20 protein-coding genes and 4 pseudogenes are annotated in these 22,149 nt (G+C 40.9%); 4 read left to right on the top strand and 20 right to left on the bottom strand.

From position 1 onward, the window contains the following. The first annotated feature begins 131 nt into the window (after positions 1-131). From GRP75_RS05610 to GRP75_RS05600, 3 genes and pseudogenes are all read left to right on the top strand, one after another. Complete coding sequence (locus tag GRP75_RS05610) at positions 132-3,077, top strand: GH-E family nuclease (RefSeq protein WP_160788801.1); 2,946 nt, start codon at positions 132-134, stop codon at positions 3,075-3,077. Between the two features lie 22 nt (positions 3,078-3,099). After that, positions 3,100-3,651 (top strand): suppressor of fused domain protein, encoded by a 552-nt coding sequence (locus tag GRP75_RS05605; protein ID WP_160788800.1) that lies wholly within the window; start codon positions 3,100-3,102, stop codon positions 3,649-3,651. 52 nt (positions 3,652-3,703) lie between these two features. After that, positions 3,704-4,251 (top strand): annotated as a pseudogene (locus GRP75_RS05600) (T6SS immunity protein Tdi1 domain-containing protein). 520 nt (positions 4,252-4,771) lie between these two features. On the opposite strand, the gene GRP75_RS05595 reads toward GRP75_RS05600, so the two are convergent. Next, positions 4,772-5,284, bottom strand: a complete 513-nt coding sequence (locus tag GRP75_RS05595; RefSeq protein ID WP_031462000.1) for a stalk domain-containing protein — start codon at positions 5,282-5,284, stop codon at positions 4,772-4,774. A gap of 114 nt (positions 5,285-5,398) precedes the next feature. Continuing rightward, positions 5,399-6,577, bottom strand: coding sequence for a hypothetical protein (locus GRP75_RS05590; protein WP_069080203.1), 1,179 nt, complete (start codon positions 6,575-6,577; stop codon positions 5,399-5,401). 316 nt (positions 6,578-6,893) lie between these two features. Between GRP75_RS05590 and GRP75_RS29145 the strand changes: the two genes are divergently transcribed. Next, entirely contained in the window at positions 6,894-7,160 is a 267-nt protein-coding gene (locus GRP75_RS29145) for a hypothetical protein (protein WP_202403997.1), read from the top strand. 28 nt (positions 7,161-7,188) lie between these two features. On the opposite strand, the gene GRP75_RS05580 is transcribed toward GRP75_RS29145, so the two are convergent. The 18 genes and pseudogenes from GRP75_RS05580 to brxL form a co-directional block, all read right to left on the bottom strand. Beyond that, a complete protein-coding gene (locus tag GRP75_RS05580) occupies positions 7,189-8,811 on the bottom strand; it encodes a recombinase family protein (protein WP_160788799.1) in 1,623 nt (540 codons plus the stop codon). Between the two features lie 90 nt (positions 8,812-8,901). Then, positions 8,902-9,027: an SHOCT domain-containing protein gene (locus GRP75_RS30420; RefSeq protein WP_256873800.1), complete on the bottom strand. Its 126-nt coding sequence runs from the start codon at positions 9,025-9,027 to the stop codon at positions 8,902-8,904. Between the two features lie 62 nt (positions 9,028-9,089). Beyond that, positions 9,090-10,241: an Ig-like domain-containing protein gene (locus GRP75_RS05575; protein ID WP_160788798.1), complete on the bottom strand. Its 1,152-nt coding sequence runs from the start codon at positions 10,239-10,241 to the stop codon at positions 9,090-9,092. After that, positions 10,238-10,528, bottom strand: coding sequence for a hypothetical protein (locus GRP75_RS05570; protein WP_061830781.1), 291 nt, complete (start codon positions 10,526-10,528; stop codon positions 10,238-10,240). Before GRP75_RS05570 ends, GRP75_RS05575 begins: the two co-directional genes overlap by 4 nt. Continuing rightward, the gene (locus GRP75_RS05565) at positions 10,528-10,839 is read right to left on the bottom strand and encodes a phage head-tail connector protein (protein ID WP_160788797.1); all 312 of its coding nucleotides are present in this window, start codon (positions 10,837-10,839) and stop codon (positions 10,528-10,530) included. Before GRP75_RS05565 ends, GRP75_RS05570 begins: the two co-directional genes overlap by 1 nt. Further along, on the bottom strand, positions 10,832-11,050 hold the full coding sequence (locus GRP75_RS05560) for a hypothetical protein (RefSeq protein WP_063212562.1): 219 nt from the start codon (positions 11,048-11,050) through the stop codon (positions 10,832-10,834). The genes GRP75_RS05565 and GRP75_RS05560 overlap by 8 nt, the downstream gene beginning before the upstream one ends. A 104-nt stretch (positions 11,051-11,154) precedes the next feature. Further along, complete coding sequence (locus tag GRP75_RS05555; RefSeq protein ID WP_160788796.1) at positions 11,155-11,979, bottom strand: phage major capsid protein; 825 nt, start codon at positions 11,977-11,979, stop codon at positions 11,155-11,157. A gap of 29 nt (positions 11,980-12,008) precedes the next feature. Next, positions 12,009-12,341: pseudogene (locus tag GRP75_RS29530) on the bottom strand (DUF4355 domain-containing protein); the annotation flags it as partial. A 12-nt stretch (positions 12,342-12,353) separates the two neighbouring features. Next, the gene (locus GRP75_RS29525) at positions 12,354-12,626 is read right to left on the bottom strand and encodes a hypothetical protein (protein WP_237448931.1); all 273 of its coding nucleotides are present in this window, start codon (positions 12,624-12,626) and stop codon (positions 12,354-12,356) included. A 583-nt stretch (positions 12,627-13,209) separates the two neighbouring features. Continuing rightward, a pseudogene (locus GRP75_RS05545) lies at positions 13,210-14,398 on the bottom strand (phage portal protein). Positions 14,399-14,652: 254 nt separating this feature from the next. Further along, on the bottom strand, positions 14,653-14,940 hold the full coding sequence (locus GRP75_RS05540) for a hypothetical protein (RefSeq protein WP_202403996.1): 288 nt from the start codon (positions 14,938-14,940) through the stop codon (positions 14,653-14,655). A 130-nt stretch (positions 14,941-15,070) separates the two neighbouring features. After that, positions 15,071-15,919 carry a copper amine oxidase N-terminal domain-containing protein gene (locus GRP75_RS05535; protein WP_160788795.1) on the bottom strand — a complete coding sequence of 283 codons (849 nt, stop codon included), beginning with the start codon at positions 15,917-15,919 and terminating at the stop codon, positions 15,071-15,073. A gap of 145 nt (positions 15,920-16,064) precedes the next feature. Continuing rightward, on the bottom strand, positions 16,065-17,531 hold the full coding sequence (gene terL / locus GRP75_RS05530; protein ID WP_237448930.1) for a phage terminase large subunit: 1,467 nt from the start codon (positions 17,529-17,531) through the stop codon (positions 16,065-16,067). A gap of 258 nt (positions 17,532-17,789) precedes the next feature. Continuing rightward, positions 17,790-18,245: pseudogene (locus tag GRP75_RS29520) on the bottom strand (tyrosine-type recombinase/integrase). Positions 18,246-18,320: 75 nt separating this feature from the next. Continuing rightward, the gene (locus tag GRP75_RS29515; protein WP_237448929.1) at positions 18,321-18,635 is read right to left on the bottom strand and encodes a site-specific integrase; all 315 of its coding nucleotides are present in this window, start codon (positions 18,633-18,635) and stop codon (positions 18,321-18,323) included. A gap of 157 nt (positions 18,636-18,792) precedes the next feature. Further along, the gene (locus GRP75_RS05520) at positions 18,793-19,536 is read right to left on the bottom strand and encodes a transposase (protein WP_160788793.1); all 744 of its coding nucleotides are present in this window, start codon (positions 19,534-19,536) and stop codon (positions 18,793-18,795) included. Between the two features lie 56 nt (positions 19,537-19,592). Next, positions 19,593-20,252, bottom strand: a complete 660-nt coding sequence (locus GRP75_RS05515) for a hypothetical protein (RefSeq protein WP_160788792.1) — start codon at positions 20,250-20,252, stop codon at positions 19,593-19,595. A 525-nt stretch (positions 20,253-20,777) separates the two neighbouring features. After that, positions 20,778-22,149, bottom strand: a 1,372-nt coding sequence (gene brxL / locus GRP75_RS05510) for a protease Lon-related BREX system protein BrxL (RefSeq protein ID WP_160788791.1), incomplete at its 5' end; no start/stop codon positions are given.

Raw genomic sequence — 22,149 nt, 5'->3', positions numbered from 1 at the left:
AAACCTTGTTATCATATTTATATTGACTCACTGTTATACTCATCTGCTGCTTCTATAACCAGAGGCGAATTCAAGATGACGTGCTTTACTTGGAAATACCCATCGCATCTAGAAAGGAGTTATGAACTCACTTGAGCGTATTATCAGATGGGATCGGATATGAAAGCCTCCGCTTTTATGGTCCCTTTCAGCCACTACACATCGAACAACTTCAAATAACACGCACCATTAATGATCATGCCTATTTACATATCAGTGGGTTGCTCTCCGAAGAACAAGGAGCTGCATGCATCGGACAGGATATGGAGCAAGAGCCCATTGTGATTCGTCAGTTGGATGATCAGGGACAATCACTGAGAAGGCTGTTCCATGGGATTGTTACGCGCATGTCCGTACATTGCGTGCGAGGCGTGTATACGTTTGAACTGGAGGCCGCTTCCCATTCGTACCAGATGGATATTAAGCGTAAAAGGCGTTCCTATCAAGATATTCATCGCACTTATGATGATCTGGTCACTGCGCTGGTTCGAAAATATCAATACGGAGATGCCATTGATACGGTAAGCAACTATGCCAAACTGGAGACATTTGTTTTACAATATGAGGAGACGGATTGGGCGTTTTTAAAACGTCTCGCTTCTCGCTTTGGCTCCGTACTTGTGCCAGAGGTAACCGCAGCCTCGCCCAAGGTTTTCTTCGGGATGCCTGAAGGCAAGCAGCATAAGGTGGAGCGAGATGTATTTTATCGAGTACGTAAAACATTTCATGAGCTGGATGCGGAAAAGTCAGGCGAACGTGCTGGCTCGTATGTCACCTATATGATCGAAAGTCTGCAATACTATGCGCTGGGCGACCTTATCACGTTACCCATTGGACAAGGCAAAGAACTGGTCGTGGTTCGAGCCGTGACCACACTAACAGATGGCTTGCTGCGTACCCGTTATGATCTTCAAGCCGAACAGGATATCCGGTATGCCCGGTATGAAAACGACCAGGCCACCGGGATTTCACTGACAGGAACGGTGCTGAAGGTACAACAGGATTTTGTACAGCTTCAACTAGAGATTGACCCGAAGCAAGATCCTGCCAAAGCCTGCTGGTTTCCTGTAGCGACTCGATATGTAGCAGAAGAACATAGTGGCTGGTACAATATGCCTGAAATCGGGGAACAGATCGAACTGTATCTGCCAACAAATCGCGAACAGGATGCCTATGTGACGGATTCACTGCGACAACAACGCCACACCAATGGACAGCCGAATGTGAAGGTATGGCAACATGTACAAGGTAGCGGCGTCGAAATGTCTGAGCATGAACTAACTCTATCCACCTCCGGTGAATTTTCCATTACACTGCATGAAGGTAACGGCATTACGATCGACAGTCCAGGGAATGTGCAGATTCAGGGTGGTCATGTGAAGCTCGATGCAGGCGAGGAACTTTCACTCGAAGCTGGAACGGCACTGTATCTAAAAGGCGGAGCCAGCAGCATGGTACTGGATGGTGAAACGGATACCAAAGCTCCGGTGATATATCAGAAAGGTACGGTGAAGGCTCCTGTTTTCGTGGCCGACCTCCCTCCTGTGCCTGAGCCACCATTGATGAGCATCAAAGCATACGAGGCGGCGCAAGCCCCATCAGCAGCTAAGACATCAAGCAGCACTCCTACCGCCAAAGTAACAAGTCCGGCTGCACTTCAACAGGCCAACTCTTTGTTGGGTACGGTGTCCAAGCTATTAGGCTCCATTCCAGTGATGGGAAAAGTGGCTGGTGTTGTTGCGGGAGCATTAAGTGGGCCTGCGGCGGGTGTCATTCTGAAAGCAACCGCAGCGATCCCCGTTCGGAGCAAAGGAACTCCTACGATTGGAGGCGGTAAGGGGAACGGTATTCATCCGTTAAAACACTTGGCTGGTCTAGCATTGCAAGGGTTGATTAATCAATACGAGCATGATCAAGCGAGACAAGCCTACTATAGCAAGTGGATTTTGGGGAAAGTGTTTACGAGCGCACGTCATTTAGCACATTCTGGTGGCCCATTGGAACTGGTGCAGAACTTACTGAAAGAGTCTAATGCCATGGCTCATGCGTATCAGCAGGTTCCGGTAGATCTTAGACAACGCTGGAGAGCCAATTATGACAGCTATATGGCTCAACAAGCAAAGCCAAAGCAAGAAGAGGAATCTCAGTCATGGTGGGAACAAGCATTAGAGAAGCAAGGTGAGGCTGAATTACTGAACGCACAACTACAGTTAGAAGGAGCCCGGATTAGCAGTGAAATGGCATGGGATGCTACACAAGGAGCATACCAAGCTGGTTTAAGAAGTGTATCACATGGTAAACATCAAATTGACTACAACCCAAAACATCCGATTGCAGGTAAAACAGGCGAAGTGATAGGAGATGTGTTCAGCACTGTAGCTGGAGTTGGAGAGATGATGATTGGTACGGGGGGAGAGGTTGGTGGTTTTCTCCTTGATGGATCGGTCGTATTATCTCCGGCTGGTGTGTTGGTGAACGTTGCATCTGCTGGTATGATATATCATGGAGGTGTGATGTCCTACCACGGGGCGTCGAATGCAGGAGAAGATTCTGCTGAGCTTTGGAAAATGATTAAGGAAAAAAATAAACAAGTTTCAACACCTCCTAAGTCCACGGGTACAAAGCCTGGTAAGGGTGAAGGAAACTCAGCACTGCAGAAACCTAGTAATGAAGTGGGCAATGCTTCTCCTCCTGCTACGAAACCTAAACGTCCACGTGAACCCAAAGATACTTATAGTCGTCCTTCTAAGTTCCGAAAAGGAGTTAAGGAAGAAACCTGGGAAAATGCAAAAGATGTTGATGGCAAAGTAAAGGATCCACTCACAGGTGATACACTTGATCCTAAAGAGCCATGGGATATGGGGCACAAACCTGGCTACGAGTTTAGAAAGCACAAAGAAAGTGCGAAAGAACGTGGTATATCAAGAAAACAGTTTTTAGACGAGCATAATAATCCAGATCATTATCGTCCAGAAAATCCAAGTTCTAATAGGAGTCATAAGGACGAAGATCATTCGGATGAGTATAAAGGACCTTAAGATACTAGGGGGACGGAACTAATTGAAAACGAATGCGGAACTTTATATAAATAAGCTTGAGGGAATATTTGGTCAGGAAGACGTTATAAGAAAAGTAGATCCTTCAGATGGGAGTACGCCAATACATGTGTTTTTTTACTATGATTTACCTGAAGAAGGTATGCTAACAGCGGTGACGTATGGTTTATCTGATGGTGAATTTACAGGCTGGAAGAACGCGAAACCAGAACTAATCATAAGTCTAGAAACGCAAGATGAAAGTTGGGGGCTGGCTGCTGCTTATTTTGCTGCTGAATATAGGGGGGTAAAAGGATTCTCTTATGCAGATTTGTTTACTTTAGATGAACCTATATCACAAGAGTCTGATATGACAGGTTATTTTGTTTTTGCCTCTGCAATATTAGAAAAAGAAGAATCGGTGATTGAACTGCCCGATAAGACAATACAGTTAGTTGGGATGTATCCTTTGTACAAAGAGGAATTTGATCTAATGAAAAGAATAGGGATCAAAGAATTTTGGCATAAAAAGGACTATAGCATATACAGTGTTAACAGGGCTAATCTAGCAAGATAATATTTTAAACGTCTTAGTTAAGGTATATTTAAAAGTCTCTAAGGGGATCACCATGGATAGTAGAATTTTTAATGATTTTGAGCTACATGAAAAGGCTTCTGAAAAACTGATTAATAAATTTGAAGGTAAAGTACCTGAGCAATTAATAGAAGTTTGGAAGCAGTATGGCTTTGGTAGTATCCTAAATGGATATTTAAAAATAGTAAACCCAGATGAATTTCATTCTTTGCTAGAAGAGGTGTATGTAAGAAGCAAAGAGGCTCTGGTTTTATTTACTACTTCCATGGGAGATCTACTTATTTGGGAAGATAATAAATATTTACTTTTACTTAATTTTAGAAGAGGAAAGATGCAAGGCATATCATCTGGGTTTGAATTTTTTTCTCTGACCTAGAGGATGATTCATCCCTACAAAACGATCTAGATTGGCTACCATATCCTGATGCCATTGAAAAATACGGAAAACCAGCATTTGATGAATGCTTTGGTTATGTTCCACTTCTAGGATTAGGCGGTTCCGAAAAGATAGAAAATCTAGAAAAGGTCAAACTAATTGAGCACATATATTTGATTACCCAATTCACGGGTCTTGTTGAGTAAGAAAATTGCTTTCAAAATTATTATACTCCTAAAGGCTCATTCCAACTTGATTTATAAGGTGGATAAGTCTTTTACCTGTTCAAGATCAGTAACAAAATAATATAGCCAGCCAATCCCCCATAAATAAACAATGACTTGCTATCCCTCCCGATCAGCGTTAACATACACACACTCAAAAACCACGGGAGGGGAAGCATAACATGTCAAATTGGCCGGATTGGTTTCTCAAGCATTACGCCAGCAGTTTTATCAACAACATGATTTAAACGTAGCAGAATGCCTACAAGCTTCACCAAACTCTGTACCTTAAATATCCCATGTCTACATTTGCTATACAATTTCGAATGATTAAAAGCAAAAACCCACTCAATGAGCGGATTTTCAGTGGGGAGACGTGGGGAGTCGAACCCCTATTCCAAACTTTTTCTGCTATGCATTAATTGTTATTATTGCTCCTCAAGCCTTATGTATCAGACTTGAAGAGCAATTGGTTTGTTACTCATTCCCAAACATTCAAGCATTATTTCTTAATGTCAACATGTAATGTTCCATTGATCGTAGTTGAATTTACTGTAGCTCCCAGAACTTCCGAAACAAATCTAAGAGGAACCATAACCCGATTTGGATATTCCGGCATATCGGGAGCACTTGGCATCATCTTTTCTTCATCGTTCACGTATGCAATTTTGCTACCCACGGTTAATCGTATAATTGTACCATTCTTCGATTTAATTGTAACTTCTTGTTTAAGTCTGTTCCACGAGACAGACTCTCCCAAGCCCTCAGATATGAATTTAATAGGGACATATACTGTGTTGGTGGCTCTCTCTATATACGGACTGACGTCTGTTGTCAAAATGCTATTATTTTCGTTTGTGGATTTCTCTCTAAATGGATCTAATGTCAAAGTGCTGTTATTTACAGAAACTTCAACATTATAACTAAATTTAGATCCCGCATGTGCGCTCTCAACTGAGACAGAAGAAAGGAACACAAAGATAAAAGCTAAGGGCAAAATTATACGTTTTAACATAGTGTATCACCTCTCTCCATTCATCAACCAGAACCTCTTCGCTATTTTTTAGATCAACTGCCCAATGAACTGAATTTCTAATTATTACACTAGGAATATTAAAATATTATATTTTTATCGGACATTGAATGAGTATTTCTCGACATTATTACTGTTCGTATAATCAATTCTTCCGCCATGATTCCATACGTCATCACTTAAATTGGTAACATTTTGAGGATATTTCGCACTGGCGCTGTTGTTAACTAGAAAGCGCATATTATTCCAAACGGCAGATGTGAAGCCGTGCTTAAAAGGAATACCACTATTTGATACTCCATTCATAGCTATGGCAGTCACTCTCTTAACAGACCGTCCAGTCGTCCCCAGTCCATTAAATTTAACCACATAAATATTGGAATAATTAATTTGCTCTCTAATGGTTAAAGTAGGCTCATCAGATTTTCCAGCATAGTAAAATACTTTGTATCCATTTATAGTAGCGCCATTATCAAATCTTTTAGATCTATAAACATAGGTTGTATCTCTAGAATTCGGCTGGCTATAGCCGTTGTCATCTCCTTCGTTGACAGTATGGAGTACCTTTGCATGGAAAACAGGATACCACCCGGCTGGAGTAGTCTTAGATCTCAAACCCTCAAACCCAACTTCCGCGACTCCATCTATTCCTGTATACATATAAGCAGCTTCATTATCATCATCGGCATTTGCAATATCGTAAGTTGGTAGGGTGATAGAATCTGCCATTACACCATTATATACGATGGACGAATTGCTTGCTGGCGTTTGAAGTCGATGAAATGCTCCCGTCTCCTTTCCAGCAGTATTGCCTCTATTCGATAAAGTAGATTGAAGGGTAATTTTATGGTCGCTCACTTTACTCTCGCCCAGCTCATCGCTTTTATAAGTTGCATCGGTAACTTTCTTTTCAAATTGGTCTTTAATATCTCCTTGTTTGGAAGAAGTAGCATCAACCAGATCGCCAGTTTCGTCAATATTCAATATAACCACTTCGGCATCCTGCAACTTTTCGATTTTTTGAATTGTATCCTGTTTAAGTACTCCTTTTTCCATAAGGCTATCAACAGAATGATCAAAATCTTTGTTGCTTAATGTTGATATTCCTTTTGCAGCCGCAGGAGCCGACAATTGGATTTCTTGCTCAATAGCGTCTTTAATGTACTGGCTAAATTCATTCGACGAAGGTTCTTGGCCTTGAGCATTTGCAGCCAAGCTTGGAATGGAAACAGCCATAAGTAGAATAGAAAGAGTAATCTTCGTTTTCTTCAACATAATAATAAATTCACACTCCACATTTTAATGTAATACTATAATCGAAAGCTGGCCAGCGTTTCTTCATTTATGGAAATTTATTCATAAAAATAACTCTATGTGCATTATAGTGGATAAGATTTACAGAATCAATATTTTTATTTTTTTCTTTTATTTGTAATATAAAGGAAACCAGTTTCTGTCATTCTATTCAAAGCTACTTAGTACTAGAGAGAGGCCCCTATAGCAGACATCCTTTACACAAAACAATGACTTGCCATCCCTCCCGATCAGAGTTAACATACACACACTCAAACCACGGGAGGGGAAGCACACAATGTCAAATTGGCCAGATTGGTTTCAAGATCAATTAGAACTAGCCAGTGAACAACAGGCTTCATATTCATCAGAGGGTAAAAATCTATTTACGCAAATGGATCAATTCAAAACCAACCAAAACGAAGATATTCAACATCTGCTATCTGAATGGGAAGAAGCAATAGGCTATCAATTAAGTCAGGACAAACAATCCATCTATATGGAAGGAGTAAAAGACGGGATTCGATTGATTCTTCCCGTCATACAACCCACAGCTATTCGTTAGCTTTTGATCACTTTAGTCTATGATTTTTTTAGTCCAGTATTTCGTCTATGCTCATTCCACTTTTCAAGGTAAAAACAAAATGCGCTGGTGAGAGAATGGTTATCTTCTCCACCAACGCATTAAATAGGTTATCATCAAATTGTTCCAGTATATCTTCCCGTAAGCTTAGTACTTGGATAATTTCATCGACACGTTCCTTAATATTCGCTTTCTGCTCCTCTTCCTTATCCAGTGTCAGTTTCTGTTGTCGTAGCTCGTTGAGTTCATTGGAAAGTCTGTTCGTTTCTTCATCATATACCGTTTCATCAATTTGATTCCGTAGCTTGAGATTCACTAATTCCTTCAAGTCGGATTTCAATTGTTGCATCTGTCCTTCGATGTCTAATAACGATTTTTGCTCTACTCTGCTGGAAAGTACCGATTCAATATTGGCTTTCAACGTCTTCATGAATCTTTCCTTGTTCTCATACATCCGGTTGAACAATCGTACAAACGCGGAATGTAAAACTTGTTCATCAACCGATTTGGCATCACAGGCTACTTTACCTTCATTAACATACGTTTTGCATTGCCATACTACTTTTTTGGATGGGTTATTGCTGTTCCAGGTTCGGCGTTTAAAAATGGCTCCACAGCATCCACAATATACTTTACTGCTCAGTGCATATTTGCTGGAGTATCTTTTACTCTCCCCCATCACACTCCCTTTCAGCTTGGCTCTCCGTTTCTTCTCTTTTTGCACCGCTTCAAATATTTCTTTGGATACAATCGGTTCGTGGTTATCCTCTATAAAATATTGCTGCTCTTGTCCCTTATTCTTGATCCGTTTATGGGTTAGAAAATCAACGGTTACCGTCTTTTGCTGAAGCAAGGCTCCATAATATTTCTCATTGGTCAGAATTAAGGTAATGGAGGAATCCCACCACGTATCGCCACCCGTGACTGTTTTAATGTGATCTCGCATCAAGCCTCTGGCTATCGCCTGATAGCTTTTTCCGTCTAGATACTCCTCATATATGCGCCGCACAATCTCTGCTTCTGGCTCGTTAATCACCAATTCACCATGTTCATCCTTATCATAGCCGAGGAAGCGAGTGGTGTTGCAGAAGACTTTACCGTTTTGGAAGCCTCGTAATATGCCCCATCGACTATTTTCAGAAATGTTTCGACTCTCGTCTTGGGCAAGAGAACTCAGGATGGTCAGTAATACTTCACCTGTTGTATCCAGTGTATTAATGTTCTCTCGTTCAAAGAATACAGCCACTCCGAGACTTTTAAGTTCCCGTACATATTTCAATAAATCCAGTGTATTCCTAGCAAACCTCGAAATCGACTTGACCAGTATAAGATCCAGTTTACCGTTTCGGGCATCCTGTATCATGCGATTAAAGTGCGTTCTATTTTTAGTGCTGGTTCCGGTGATGCCTTCATCTGCGTAAATATCAGCCATTTCCCATTCCAAGTTGTTTTGAATGTACTTTGTATAATGATTGACCTGATTGGTATAGCTCTCCTTTTGCTCCTCGGAATCTGTACTGACCCGGCAATAGGCAGCGACTTTCTTCTTTTGAATAGATTGGATTCCCTCTACGATGTCCATCGTTTTAATGGGAACAACGACGACTTTTTTTGCGGTTGCGGCTTGGGCCATAGGTGTTTCTCCCTTCGATATCTTCTTTATACGGTCACATATTATAATGCGTGCGGTACATCATCAAGTCCATTTCTGCCCATGTGATAGCTACTTGAAAGACTTTTTATTAAGCTCATCAATCGCTATGAACTCTTCTTCTGTAATGACATTTTGTAATCTCAATTGCTTCAATAGGCTTAGACTCAGTAGATAATCAATAGATTTTCGTTGCATATGTATGTGCTCCTTTGAAATAAAAATGGCTCACCACGAAGGCAAGCCAATAGATATAAAACTTAGAATAAATTCTTAAGGCTAATGGTCTTTTCTATGGTAATACTAGGATCGCTTACTAAGGTAGCAGTCAGTACAAGAGCTTTGTTGCTAGATCCACTACTTCTTCCGGCTTTTATGGTTACACTATTTCCTGTGCTGGCTGTCACGCCCCCCATGATCGGAGTTGAATCATCTTGATTTCGTAGGCTCCACTCCACCGACTGGTCAAACACTTCTGTTCCATGATCATAGATATGACTGACGTATGAGACACTCTGACCTGTTTTGAGCATAGGATTACCGGTAATGGCTATCGAATAGATATGCGTTCCTGTTTCGACGACTCTCAATTCAATGGTGCTTTGTACCGTCGGGTGATACGTTAATTTTACGGTGATGCTTGCTTGTCCCAAAGCGATACCCATAACCTGACCTTGCTGGTCTACACTAATTACACTTGGATCACTGGATATATAGGTAATCGCCGGGTTCGCTATCTCATTTTCATTATCCGTAGTAGTCACATTCAACTGTATTGTTTTGTTGAGCAGCACATGAGCTATCGTCCCCTGATTGATTTGTAATGCGTATGTATGAGCAATCTCGTACTTCCATCTGTCTGCAATGTTATTTTCCACGTCATCATAAGCTGTATTTATGCTATCTAATGTGCAGCTTAACTGGATGATGCCATTTAGGATACGATCCATTCCAACTATTTTAAACGGCTGATGAGTCATATAAAATCGTTGACTTAATCTAATACCCCTCGTATCTGCGTTGTCCTGTACAGTAACCATAATGTTTCCATCTGGCATGGAGATAACTTTACCTGTTTCCGTTGAAAACGTTCTGGCTTCTACCACAGCATCAAACCATTTCACTTGTCCATCCCAGTTTAAAGCTAGCCGTTGATTACACTTTTTCATTCTGCCTCGACAAGACTGTTCATTTCGATCCACCTGACTAGTAATTAAATAACGTTCATAACGATAATCCACGATATCACCTGTATGTAATGGTGTTGCTGCACGAATAATTTTTTCATCAGTCATTTGAATGGTATCTGTCGCATCCCGGATCAGAGCAAGCTGCTTTACACTGTTAATATGCACAAGTTCGCCTTTCTCTCGTAGGAAGAAATCAAGCATCGGCTCTAAGCTCCGTGTCATTTCTCTACCTCCAATGCAAAATCTGCCTTACAGCGATACAGGTACAACTCCATATAATCGCTCCATTTCTTCATGTCCAAAATAATAAAAACATCCTTGCCAATACGAATATAGCAGTTCGACAGCAATAAAGATTCCAATGGACAGAAAGCTCGATATGTCGTCTCTAGTATGTAACCATCTTCAAATGAAAAACTTTTGCGATAAGGTTGTACATCTGCCATTACTGACAGAACAGAGTTGAAATGAGTAACATCTAAAATTTCCAGCTTCGTATCATAGAACATTAATCTGTTCCGACCTTGATTTTAGGTAGAGGAAGAGCCAATCGAATACTTGTCGGAATGCCTGTTTCATAGTTAGCTGATCGCTCTCCCTCCTGTTTATTTATAAGTCCAACCGAATCCCTATTCTTATAAAGAAACACCGCATAATCGACCATGACATGATCATATTCCACAGGCAGTGTCGCCACATTACAATAGCCATAAATGTTACTCCTCGCTTTATTCAAATAATGGATCAGGATATCATCCTTGGATATGTCTGTTGGTTCCATGCCTAATAATCGTTTCATCAAATCCATTAGCTCACTCATGTGCTGTCTCCTGTACCTCCTTTACCTGTTCCTTCTCGGTACGCTTCATGCTCTTGGTAGCTTGAGCTTTCGTTTGGGGTACATCTTGCTCCGTCTTATCCTGTTTAGGTTCCTCTACTTGCTCATAATGTCCACTGGCCTGTAACCGCAGTATCAGCTCCTGATCTGTTACTTCCCATGTGCAGTCTGTTTCCTGATTCAAAAACCACATCTTATCACCCTCCAAAAATGAAAATAAGGGCATCCAAAGCAGACACCCTAAACGTGTTTCTTCTATTATAATGTGTTCTCATATCATCCTATTTTTAATTAAGACTAATTGGCTGTGAGTATAGCGAGGGCTTCCGGCTTGATACATTTAGCACCGAATACCTGCAATCCTTTCACTGCATCCGAAAATTGTTTCTCTGGTCTGAAGGCTTCCACTGAATCCACTTGCCCCGCAAACGAAATCGCACTCTTATGACCTGCGATGATTTTATACTTGGCTCCTGTGGTATTCGGCACATTGTTGGATTTGTAAATGGTCATGCCATCAATATCCCCTACATAACCTGTGCGGATAATATTCGGGTCTTTGGTGAAACGAGCATCTTTCAAGAGCAAGCCATAGTACCATGCAGGAACCACTACAAAACGCTCGCTTTCAGGCACATTGTTCTCATCCAGCAGCACGCCTAAATCAATAAGTAAATCATAGGCTGTATCTTTTGTTGGAATAACAGGCGTTGTATCATTGCCGATTGTATTCTCAGCTTTAACCTCCGTATAAAACCCAGCAAGATACTGATCCACCACATTGGCGAGTCCATACGAAGCTTCCACGATTCCACCATCCAGTAGATTCACATTCGCTTGAGCAGCATCTACATCATCCACTTGAAAATTGAAATACTTCGCCTGATCAATCACCAATGTTTTTTGCGTGGCATCCAGTTCCTGTGGATTCCCGATTCCTGCCACCTTATCATAATTGCCAATCGTTACTGCCCCAATGGAATTAATTTTTACGGTGGAGCCTTGGCCTTGAATCTCACCTTCATAATCAGTGTTGACTACATTGCCATACACCAAATTCTTCTTCAGGCTTTCATTTAAACGTGCGCTCCAAATTGTAGGAATAAAATGTTGTACTGTCATATTCTAATCACCCTGTCCTCTTCTATTGATTATTGTTTGTTTTGTAATGCTTGTTTGACTTGATCCCAATGCTGATTAATCTCGTTTGGCGACATTCCTTTAATCGAATCCAATGTAAATGCGCTACCTGTTGAACTAGCCGGAGGCGTATATCCATCCCCTTTAAGCCGTTGCTCGACTTGCTGTTGTATAGCCTGTTGCAGCGATTGTTCCAACATAGCTAAATTCGCTGTCGTTGTGTCTTCATCTGCACCAACAAAAAAATCCACTAACGGAAGTGGAAGTTTCTTTTCGGATGCAATTTTTACCGCTTGGCTAGTTAACCGTTCACGCTGCTTCTCTAGCTTCATATGCTCCACTTCGGCTCGTAACTTCTAGACTTCGATTTCTTTCTCATCCTTAGCCGGGAATCGCTTCTTGATCTCAGCATCCACTGCACTTTCCAAATGATTGGATTTCCACGTTTCCAGCGATTTAGCGGATCGTTTGTCCACCGTGCTATCGAACCAACTTCTTGCATCATGATTAGATTGAATGTATTGCTCTATCCCTTCTACGCTATACGGATTCAATCCCCGAAGATACGATTGCCATTCCTCGTTTGTTTGGTTTTCCTCAATCAACTGCTTTACTTGTTCTAAATTCATTTTCGTTAATCTCCTTTATTGTCCATTCGACTCCACAGAACCAAACACACATATGTATGTATTAATTGAGCCGTTTAATGTCATGCTCAGGACAGCAATGTAACGCTTTAGAAATCACAAAAACGAGGAAAAGGTACAAACATACCAACTCCCCACTTTTGCCTATTTTTAACCCTTAGTTTATTGGACTTTTTAAACCTCTAAAGCGTAACATCAAGCCTGTTATTTTCTCATCTGACGCATTCGCAATTTTGTCTTTTCATTCACATTCTTACCTCTGCATTTGTTACAATATTTCTGCCGATTCGAATTTGCCGAAAATGTTCCTCCACAACGTGTACAGTTCACCCTCGGCTTCGCTGTCTTAGGCTCATTCTCTACATTCCGATCAGACTTATATTCTTGAACCAGCTTCTCGTCCATTGGCAAAACTCCATTTTCAAAATAGGTACAACGGGGAAGAGAATCATATTGAGCGAAAAATACACATGGACTATACTGTAAACAGCAATAGTTTGGGATACTGTGCTTCGCTCCGAGATAGCATGCACAATTATTCTTCACTAACCGTTTAATTGTATTTTTATTTTGCATTGGACATCTCCTTACCCGCACCAACTAATCGTTGCTGCTCCGCATGAAATTTATTGAATTCCAACTTTGGATTCTCGACAAACGGAAGCAATGTGAGCAGCGTTTCCTGTGAAACCACTTCTTTCAGTTTAACGATCACATCAGCCATCCCGACCAAGTCTGTCGGCAAATTACGAGTAAACTTCACCGCGATATCCCGGTAATCATATTGCACGCCTTCTTTAATGTGCAGGAAGGTAAAGAAATTCCGTAAACGCTGCTTGATCGCTTTTTCCATTAACGCTTCACGCATTGCCACTCGATTCTCCAAATTCAAAAGTTTATTTCTCAGCGCTAAGGAAGATGTATTGCTGGCCCAGTTTTTCATTGAAGTTGACCTGATCCATCATGTCGAAGATTTTGCGTTCAATATTATCCAACTCGTTCTTCACAAAAGAATCATTAATCTCTTTCGTAAGCCAGCTTACTTTCCCACCAGCCGGAACCTGAATAATGCCCATCTTTTTCATATTCAATAAGTCCTCAGCTTCAAGCTTGGCATTCTCAATCACCAGATAGGCGTTGCGATGATCTGCAATTTCATTGACCAAATCTGAATTCAACGCATTATAAGCATCAAATAAAGAAATCACATCATGAAAGCCACTTTTTCTCTCTGTATTAGCTGGACAGGAGATAAGCGGGACTCTTCCAAAGATGTGATTGTGTTTGCCGATATATTTTAATTCAGGTGCTTGGTTTGTCCTACTCCGATTGTGTTTGTCATCGTTGCCGATTGTATAGTGCAGAATTTCATGGTCGGTATACACGTCAAGGTACACTTGCTTATCAAACCTTCTCGTAAATTTATGTAGACCAAGCAATACATTTCGTTCTGCTGTTCCATCTTCCAGTACATAGGCATTCATAGGAGATAATACCGTAGCTGAAAACTGGCCATCCGAATCAAGATAGTTCAATTCATAGCTCTCGCCAAAGATTTCGGATTGTTTCCGAAGCTGTAGATTATGCTCTTTGTCCCAATGACTCATATGTATATCTATATTATGTATAGCTGTGTCCTGATCCGACTTGGACACATAATTTACTGGTTTACCAAGCAGATAGCCCACTTCATTATCTACAAACTTACGTGGGAAATTGAAGATAAGCTTTTGATTGCTGCGGCTTTCTTGCATCGCATAGCTCTTGAGAATGGCATGCTGACCATTGTAGTAATCCGCATATTTCTGTTTGGCTAATGTAGCCGATTGGAGTTCATTTAGACATTCTAATATGATGGACTCAGTTATTTGCAAATAGATTCTTCCTTTCAAAATGGGCAATGTAACTGTTGCTTGAATAAAGAAAAGAACCACCTTTACTAAGGTAGTTCCTTGTTGAATTAACGTGTCCCCGTTAGTTGAATCTCCTTTCACCGTTGATACTCTGCTTAAGTGAAGTATGGGAAGTGATCGCGCATAAAATGAGTTAACGCATCCTTCAAATTTCTATGCTGTTTCATATATTGGAACAAGATGGCCGGGGTAAGCGCGGTTTTAGAGTCCTCAATACTAATAGTCCAGGATGGTGGTTCCTCAGGGTTATAACTAAATTCAGTAACAATGCCATAGGCTACACCTAGCTCGTCAATCCTCTCGTGTAAGATCTGATAGATCTCACCACTCAATTGATGAATATCACTCTGTTCCAGAGCCTTCTCCTCATTCCAGCCGTCCATAGAATATTAACCTCCTTACATACCCGTGATTAAGCCAAACCGGGATTATAACAAGCATCTATTGGCATCGATATACTATTACAAGCTCGTCAACTATCGTTTCCAATTAGTGTAATAAGAAAAAATCACTTTATACAACTGTATTACTTATAACCTTCAGAAAACCGTTCTTTTCAGCGGTATAAATTAACTCTTCAATGGATCGATTTGCGGTATCGCTAAATAAGTACCACTCATCTTTAGATACGTCATGAATCAAAATCTCTGGGTATCCTGTTAAAGGTTCAGATGGAAAAGAACGAAATAAAGAATAAACATCAAAACGAACTAAGCTGTTCCCTTTTGGGTCTAGAAAATCATATTGTGCATTTTTATAATAGGACCCAAGTGTGTCACTAGTACCTCTCCAAGAGTAGTCTGCAGGTGCTTCGACCTTTTTACCTTTGTTTTTTACAAAAATATTATAGATCGTTTTGTTATATGTATTTCCATTAATTTTCCGAACTACGCCGCCCATAGTCATATGGTATTCATGTTGCAATGCTTTTACTTGTACACCGTCTATGAACAATGGTTCAGTATTAACAGCCACTGCAAAGTTGCTGTAATTGACATTGCATCCAAACGTCTCTGCAATAAAACGAAGTGGAACAAACATGCGCTTATTTTTCATGTATGGTTTTACATCAAGCAGCCTCTTTTTACCGTTCTTCTCCGCTGTACTACTGTTCAGTGTTAATATGACTTTCATATCGCTTTTAGCGAGAATAACCTCGGAATTGGACCATTCGACGCTAGCTCCCAAATTCTCACTAATAACACGTAGAGGTACCATTGTACGTTTGTTCTTAATTTCGGGCTTCACATCGGATGCAATAGCAACACCGTCAACTTTGATTTGATTTTCTGCTGCATAAGTAGTTGACGATGAAATAAATAAAAAGATTACAAGAAAAACCCCAAAGAATGCTTTTTTCATAAATGATAGCTCCCTTTTTGGTTAAATTTGTTGCGCAGTAACTCACTCCATATTAAGACGCAACTGGATAAAATTTGTTGCGCTTTCCTACTCGTTAGCTTACCGAGATCGGATCAAAATAATGAATGAATATCTAGCAGAAGCTTCAAAATAACAAGCTGCGATCATAAAATTTCAGACTCTTGACCGACTGAATCAATTGGACAGCCCCATATAAACTGTCTGACGCGTCATCATATGTACAATTGCGATTGTAGTCCTTCACCTGATGATTGTATCTGAGGTTATCTGCATTGAACAGAATATGTCCCTTCTTGATTTCCGGTTCCAAGCTCATAATACGTTCATGCTTCTGCCCTCTGGAATGCACACTTTCTACGGGCGTATGTATCTTCGCTTTCCATAACTCTTCTTCAAACTTTTGCTTCATATAGCTTTGTGCCTGATTCACTTCAAAACCCAGTTTATCTACAGGGTAAAGCTTCAATTTTTCAATGGCTACTTGAAACAAATCGTCCGGCAACAGTTTATAGATATTGCCATCGACCACATACATTTGCTTCGTTTTTCGGTGTTGCCCAATAATTGATACCGCAGAGTAGTCATTTTTCTTCCCGGCTTTAATGGCTGGATCAATATACATCGCCATTTCCATTTCCTCAAGCTCAGGCAATCTGTCCCAATACATCAGATTCTGAAATATGTATTCGTCTGTTGAACGCGGATCGTTTTGTAATTCTTTATAGAAGCTCTTTTCACCCATGGCTTGCTTCTTGCACATCAAATAATAATAGTCCAAATACTCGCTCCACAGGATTTCCGTACCCTTCAGCATTTCCTCCTCATGAGCCATAAAAAAAAACAAAGCCGTATTGATCCTGTCCTCGTCCTGCAAGTTATTATATTGTCGCTCCCACTCTGACCATAAATCATCCCGTTCTGAAAATTGAAGCACGGCTGCTTTACGAACACTTCTCACACCTGAGATTTTCCCTTTGAGTAGATCGGCCATAATGTCCTCTTCGTTCAAGATGGTTCCACAGATCAGGATATTGGTATCCCTTGTGCCAATAGGCAGAATGACATCCGTAAACGTATTTTTAATTTGTTCTCGTTTGGCTTCGGATCGTGCGGTATCTTCCTTAAGCAAATCATCCATTAATACCAGCGTAGGGCGATGATGCTTATAGTGAATACCTCTCAGACTACCGTCAATCCCATGAATCATAATGCAGGAGTCCAGTCCACCTTTACTCTTCAGCCATATTTCATTGTTGTTCCAGCGGCTCCCTTTACGAATCCCGAAATCCTCAATCAGCATCTGATTGGTTTCCAGCTCATCTTTGATCATATCGAGAAACGGAAGAGCGATTTGTTCTGTAGCAGATATAATCAATGTAAACTGTGATTTATCATAAAGTGTGGCATACAGCGGAAATAAAAAAGAACTAATCGTTGACTTTCCATGCTCCCTTGGGAGACCGAAAGCCGTAATCAGTTCTGTATCCGCAAGCATATGTTTTAATTCCGTGAATAGCTCTTTGTGAAACTGTCCAAATACTCGATCAAAATATTTAGGGAAATAGGCCAAAGCAAAAAATTCAATGTCCATCTCCCCTATAAGCTTTCTTAGTTCAGAGAAAGAGAACGTTCCGATCAGTCGTTTCATTTTCGATGGTTTAAAATGCTTCTCCATATACTGCTTAAGCAGCTCAGCCTGTCGCTGTTCTTCTTGCTTTATTGTTTCAATGGGTATAGCTCCTTTCTCATATATACCGTAAAATCATCACAAAAATTTCTGCACCCTTTGCTGGCGACTCCGTTTATCTACATAGAAGAACCCCTCCATCCACGACAAAAAGAGTGGCTCTCACCACTCGATATTTGCCAAAGCTTCAGTCATATCCTGCTGTGTTGTTAAGGTATAGATATTGGTGGTCGCTACGTGATCATGCCCAAGGATTTGCTGGATAGTCGTCAGTGGAGTCGTTTTTACCAACTTATAGCCAAGCGTATGTCTGAGCATATGTGGTGTGACCTTCACGTTGATTCTATCTCCATATTTGTTCAGAATTAGGTTAACCGCATTTCGCTCCAATGGCCCACGCTGCCCAATAAATAGATATTATGATTCAACTTGTGGTCTGGCTTCAAGATATCGGGTAATGGCTTTTCGTACATCCTTATTGATCGGTATGGTTCGGAAGGAGTTACCCTTGCCAAGTACCTTTAATAATCCTTTACGTTCACTTATTTCAATATCCTTCAATTGGATGCCAACCAGTTCGCTTACCCGTATCCCCGTTCCAAACAGTAATTCAATCATGCAGATATGCATTCGATTGCCCATACGGTGAATTTCATTCCGCAGCTTCCACAAATCTTTTTCCGCTAACCCTTTCTATTGCCGAACAACCTTATTCCTGACTGTTTCGATATGTATTTCTTCCTTAATATAGCCTTGCTGGTGCATCCACTGTGCAAATACGTTGATACTGGCGATCTTACGGTTGATGGTCAGTATCGCTTGGTTGGTGCTTTGCAAATACTTCTTGTACTCCACGCCATCCAGTTCAATCCACTGATCCAGTCCATATTCCGTTTTCCTTTGATACCAGACTATGAACTGCAATACGTCCCTAATGTAGCACGAAACTGTGTTCTCGCTCCGATCCTTGCTCCGTATATGTGCTTCAAACCCTTGAATATAGTCCATATTCGCCCCACCCTTCGCTTGTGTGTCACATCATACCGTTGATGTGGGGGAAAGTCCACTCCATACATAACTTATCTTATGCACTTAGTTTGGGCAATTTGGGGCTAATTCAAGGCTAAAACTGGCGTTTATCTATACAAATACTGACGGCATAACGTTATGAGTGCGAATCATCTGGCTCTATGTATCCTTCCTCCATCTCGACCGATTCCTCGATAGCTTCATAGTCGGCATCCACTACATCGGCTTCAATCATATCCAGAAATAGCTGCTTACGCTCCTGTTCCAGTGCTTTCGTATTTACCAGCAATTCACGTCGATCATTCCACTCGTTGGGTGCGCGGTTCTTTAAGTAGAAGATCATCGCTGTCGGATTAGGAGGCTGATACCGTTTCACTTTCTCAATACGAGTCTTCTTTTTTCCATTTTTGTCCTCTTCAATAATCGTTTTTATTTCTTCATATTCATACCCTGTAGCAGCCCTCAAAAGTGAATTTTCTACGTGGGATATAGGGACAGATCTGCTCCATTTGACTAGTTCAGCGAGCATCGGATGTTTATCTATATACTCGTACCAAGTCGTTTTACCTATGTCGAGTTTCTTGATGATGTCCTCTGCGTTCATGCCTTCTTCGAACCATACCTGAATCTCCGCTAGTCTAGGATATACATGGGTTTCCCACTTGGTTGGACGTTCCAATGCTTCCGCAAATTTGGGATGCTTCCTACGATAATCGCCTAATGTCCAAATATGAATGTTCAATCGCTTTGCAATCTCCTCATCCGTGGCTCCTTCACGTACCCATACGGGAATATCCTTCAGTCTTGGCACAACAAATTGATCATACTTTGTCAGTATCTTCGGTTTATTTCTTTTGGAAATGTTATTGTTTTTGCTCATTCTGCTCACCTCCATCACGAAAAAAAGCCTATGCGAATGTGCATAGACCTTCATTTTTAAAGTTGTGTTCCATTTACAGATTGCATCTCAGGGAATTTCCGTTGATACGTTTTGAACAGTACATACTTTTGTAAACCTTTGGATTGATGCAAGGCTTGTTGTGCCAGTTTTAATGCTGCTGCATAATGATTTGATTTCAACTCCAATTCGGAAAGAATCGCATTTTTCATCCAAGGCGTTGGAATGTCGTGAATGATTTTGTGAGCTTCCGCATTATTTCCTTCTTCCATACATACGATAGCTCGATAGTAATTTTTATATGCCCGTGGTTTGATGAATTCGATTTCTTCTTTAACCGTCAAAATTTCTTTTTTATAGAAAGCAAAAACGGTTTTATATAACGCTTGTTTGTGAATTCCTTTATACTTTTGGAGCAATAGTCGAGTTGAGTCTTCTACTTCTTCATCGATTTCATTGGCTAGAGCATAAAATAGATGGTATTCTAGTTTATTCTTACGCGACATTAAAAACTTCTCTATTCTCTTCAAATTAGAATCCCATAATACAGTAAAAAGAATAGGAACATATAGTACGAGAAACATCAGGATAAAAATGATTATAAAAGCTAACACATTATTGATATGTAAATGATCCACAATCATCCACATGACAATGACAAATACAAATACGACAAGATTTCTTATATTCCAGATCATATAGCTTCCCCTTTTCATGCTGTTGAACATGTTGATTTGTCTTATCAGAGTTAATTCAACAAATTTGAATGTAATTCCTTCTTTTCCCTATAAGTAGTAGCTATTAGACCAGCACGAAAAAAGGGAACAGCCAACTATCGGCCATTCCCCATATGTATTCCAGCTTACTCTTCAATGTTGATGGGAATTTCGTAAGCAAAAATCTCAAAAATAGTCCGAAAACCACCCTTTCGACGACCTGACAACTCTTATTTTCAGTCAATTTCACGGACATGGAACTGATCATAGGCTGACAGCTCGATCAATATCCTTGTTATTTCAGACTTGTTGTACCCAACAGTCTCCCCAATCTCCTCTGGTTTTCCATCAAGCAAATAGATGGTCTGTAAACGATATATAGTGTTCTCTTTGTCTCACCAAAGATCATAACACTTTTCTTTTCCGTCAGAATCGGTATAAGTAATGGTATAGGCAGATCCATAATCAAGCTCGGCAATAATTTTATGTATCTTATCATCCATTTCCTTATCCTACCCCCAACGCTTTAAACACTGCATCGGTCGGATCTGAGTAAAATACGGGCTGAACCTTTATCAGCAGATCAGCAGGAACCGTTTGAAAATCCACTACGGAAGAGGCTGGTATCAATACCTTTTTCGCTCCCGCGTCTACACAAACCTGAAGCGTATTGGCGAACTCCTCAACTTTTGCAATAGTACCGCCGACCGTCATGTTACCAAGTACGACCATGGATTCTTGAACGGGTCGCTCTAATGCACCTGAGCATAATCCTATCAATTCAGCTATAGCTAATTCATCCGTCAATCCGATGCCCTGCAAGTCGCTTATATGCATCAAATAATCCTTGGTCTTCGTGGTAATCGAGCCGCTGATACTTTTACTGTTTGAAGTAAAGTAACGAAAGGCAGTATCCAGGCTTTCTTTAGCTCCTCGATGAGATCCGACACCCGACTTCTCGAATTTCCCTGACCCCGAAACGACCTGGTTCTCAAGTTTGTATACCCCAATCATGCCAGAATCGCCATGCCCTACAGTATAAACATGTCCAGCTTTTCCAAGCCCTTCAGGTATAAGTTTGCCTCCGCCCTGTTCTGGAACGGAAACATACTCCTCACTCAACGTTTCCTTATCAATGTAGGAGAAATGAACATCGTAGAACTCCATGCCTCCGATTTTCTTGAGCTGTTCTTTTACTCGTCTTCTTCCTTCAAGGGCATATTTCAAAGTTTCCTCGATGTCATCTCTTGTATACTCTCCGTTTGGATAAAGGAGCTTCACCAATCCTGAAACTGTTTTACGAACCGCTATTACATCTCGTTGATTCAGATTATTACCCAGCTTAAAGTAGCGATCAATGGCATCTGCAAACGAGCGTTTTCGCATTTCCCTGAAGTATTCAGCCATGTAATCAACAATGAAACCGTACTTATCCGTAAAGAAGTCAGGACGCATCTTCGGAACTTCCCAGCCTGGCAAGTAGTAATGCATCCGATCAAAAAACGCTGAATCGTTTGCCATTGCTTCTGGGAATGGTGCGAACAAGTGCGAAGTCTTGATCAACGAATCAAGGCTCTGGTTGATATTGCCGACGAAAACCATCGAAGCAGAAGCCGCCTTCTCTTCTCTGCCACGTGCAAAGGATCCTGAAGCCATGTAATCCTTCATGATCTGAATGCCGTCTTTATCCTTAAACGTTATGCCAGCTACCTCGTCAAACGCCACCGTGTCCCATAATCCTACAAGCCCAACCTTCTTACTGGACATGTTATAGAACAGATTCGCTACCGTCGATTGGCCACCAGACACAAGGATTGAATTAGGCGAAATCTCCTTGTAAATATGCGACTTACCTGTCCCTCGTGGACCAAGTTCACAC

This window comes from Paenibacillus sp. OT2-17, assembly GCF_009827695.1.
Taxonomy (GTDB): Bacteria; Bacillota; Bacilli; order Paenibacillales; family Paenibacillaceae; genus Paenibacillus; species Paenibacillus polymyxa_B.
Note: the sequence above shows the minus strand (reverse complement) of the source record. Positions and strands in the feature narration are given on the sequence as shown.

Coding starts and splice junctions, on each gene's coding strand:
- GRP75_RS05595 (WP_031462000.1), bottom strand. CDS start 5,284: ATGTTAAAACGTATAATTTTGCCCTTAGCTTTTATCTTTGTGTTCCTT.
- GRP75_RS05590 (WP_069080203.1), bottom strand. CDS start 6,577: ATGTTGAAGAAAACGAAGATTACTCTTTCTATTCTACTTATGGCTGTT.
- GRP75_RS29145 (WP_202403997.1), top strand. CDS start 6,894: ATGTCAAATTGGCCAGATTGGTTTCAAGATCAATTAGAACTAGCCAGT.
- GRP75_RS05580 (WP_160788799.1), bottom strand. CDS start 8,811: ATGGCCCAAGCCGCAACCGCAAAAAAAGTCGTCGTTGTTCCCATTAAA.
- GRP75_RS30420 (WP_256873800.1), bottom strand. CDS start 9,027: ATGCAACGAAAATCTATTGATTATCTACTGAGTCTAAGCCTATTGAAG.
- GRP75_RS05575 (WP_160788798.1), bottom strand. CDS start 10,241: ATGACACGGAGCTTAGAGCCGATGCTTGATTTCTTCCTACGAGAGAAA.
- GRP75_RS05570 (WP_061830781.1), bottom strand. CDS start 10,528: ATGTTCTATGATACGAAGCTGGAAATTTTAGATGTTACTCATTTCAAC.
- GRP75_RS05565 (WP_160788797.1), bottom strand. CDS start 10,839: ATGAGTGAGCTAATGGATTTGATGAAACGATTATTAGGCATGGAACCA.
- GRP75_RS05560 (WP_063212562.1), bottom strand. CDS start 11,050: ATGTGGTTTTTGAATCAGGAAACAGACTGCACATGGGAAGTAACAGAT.
- GRP75_RS05555 (WP_160788796.1), bottom strand. CDS start 11,979: ATGACAGTACAACATTTTATTCCTACAATTTGGAGCGCACGTTTAAAT.
- GRP75_RS29525 (WP_237448931.1), bottom strand. CDS start 12,626: ATGAATTTAGAACAAGTAAAGCAGTTGATTGAGGAAAACCAAACAAAC.
- GRP75_RS05540 (WP_202403996.1), bottom strand. CDS start 14,940: ATGGACGGCTGGAATGAGGAGAAGGCTCTGGAACAGAGTGATATTCAT.
- GRP75_RS05535 (WP_160788795.1), bottom strand. CDS start 15,919: ATGAAAAAAGCATTCTTTGGGGTTTTTCTTGTAATCTTTTTATTTATT.
- terL (WP_237448930.1), bottom strand. CDS start 17,531: ATGGACATTGAATTTTTTGCTTTGGCCTATTTCCCTAAATATTTTGAT.
- GRP75_RS29515 (WP_237448929.1), bottom strand. CDS start 18,635: ATGGACTATATTCAAGGGTTTGAAGCACATATACGGAGCAAGGATCGG.
- GRP75_RS05520 (WP_160788793.1), bottom strand. CDS start 19,536: ATGAGCAAAAACAATAACATTTCCAAAAGAAATAAACCGAAGATACTG.
- GRP75_RS05515 (WP_160788792.1), bottom strand. CDS start 20,252: ATGATCTGGAATATAAGAAATCTTGTCGTATTTGTATTTGTCATTGTC.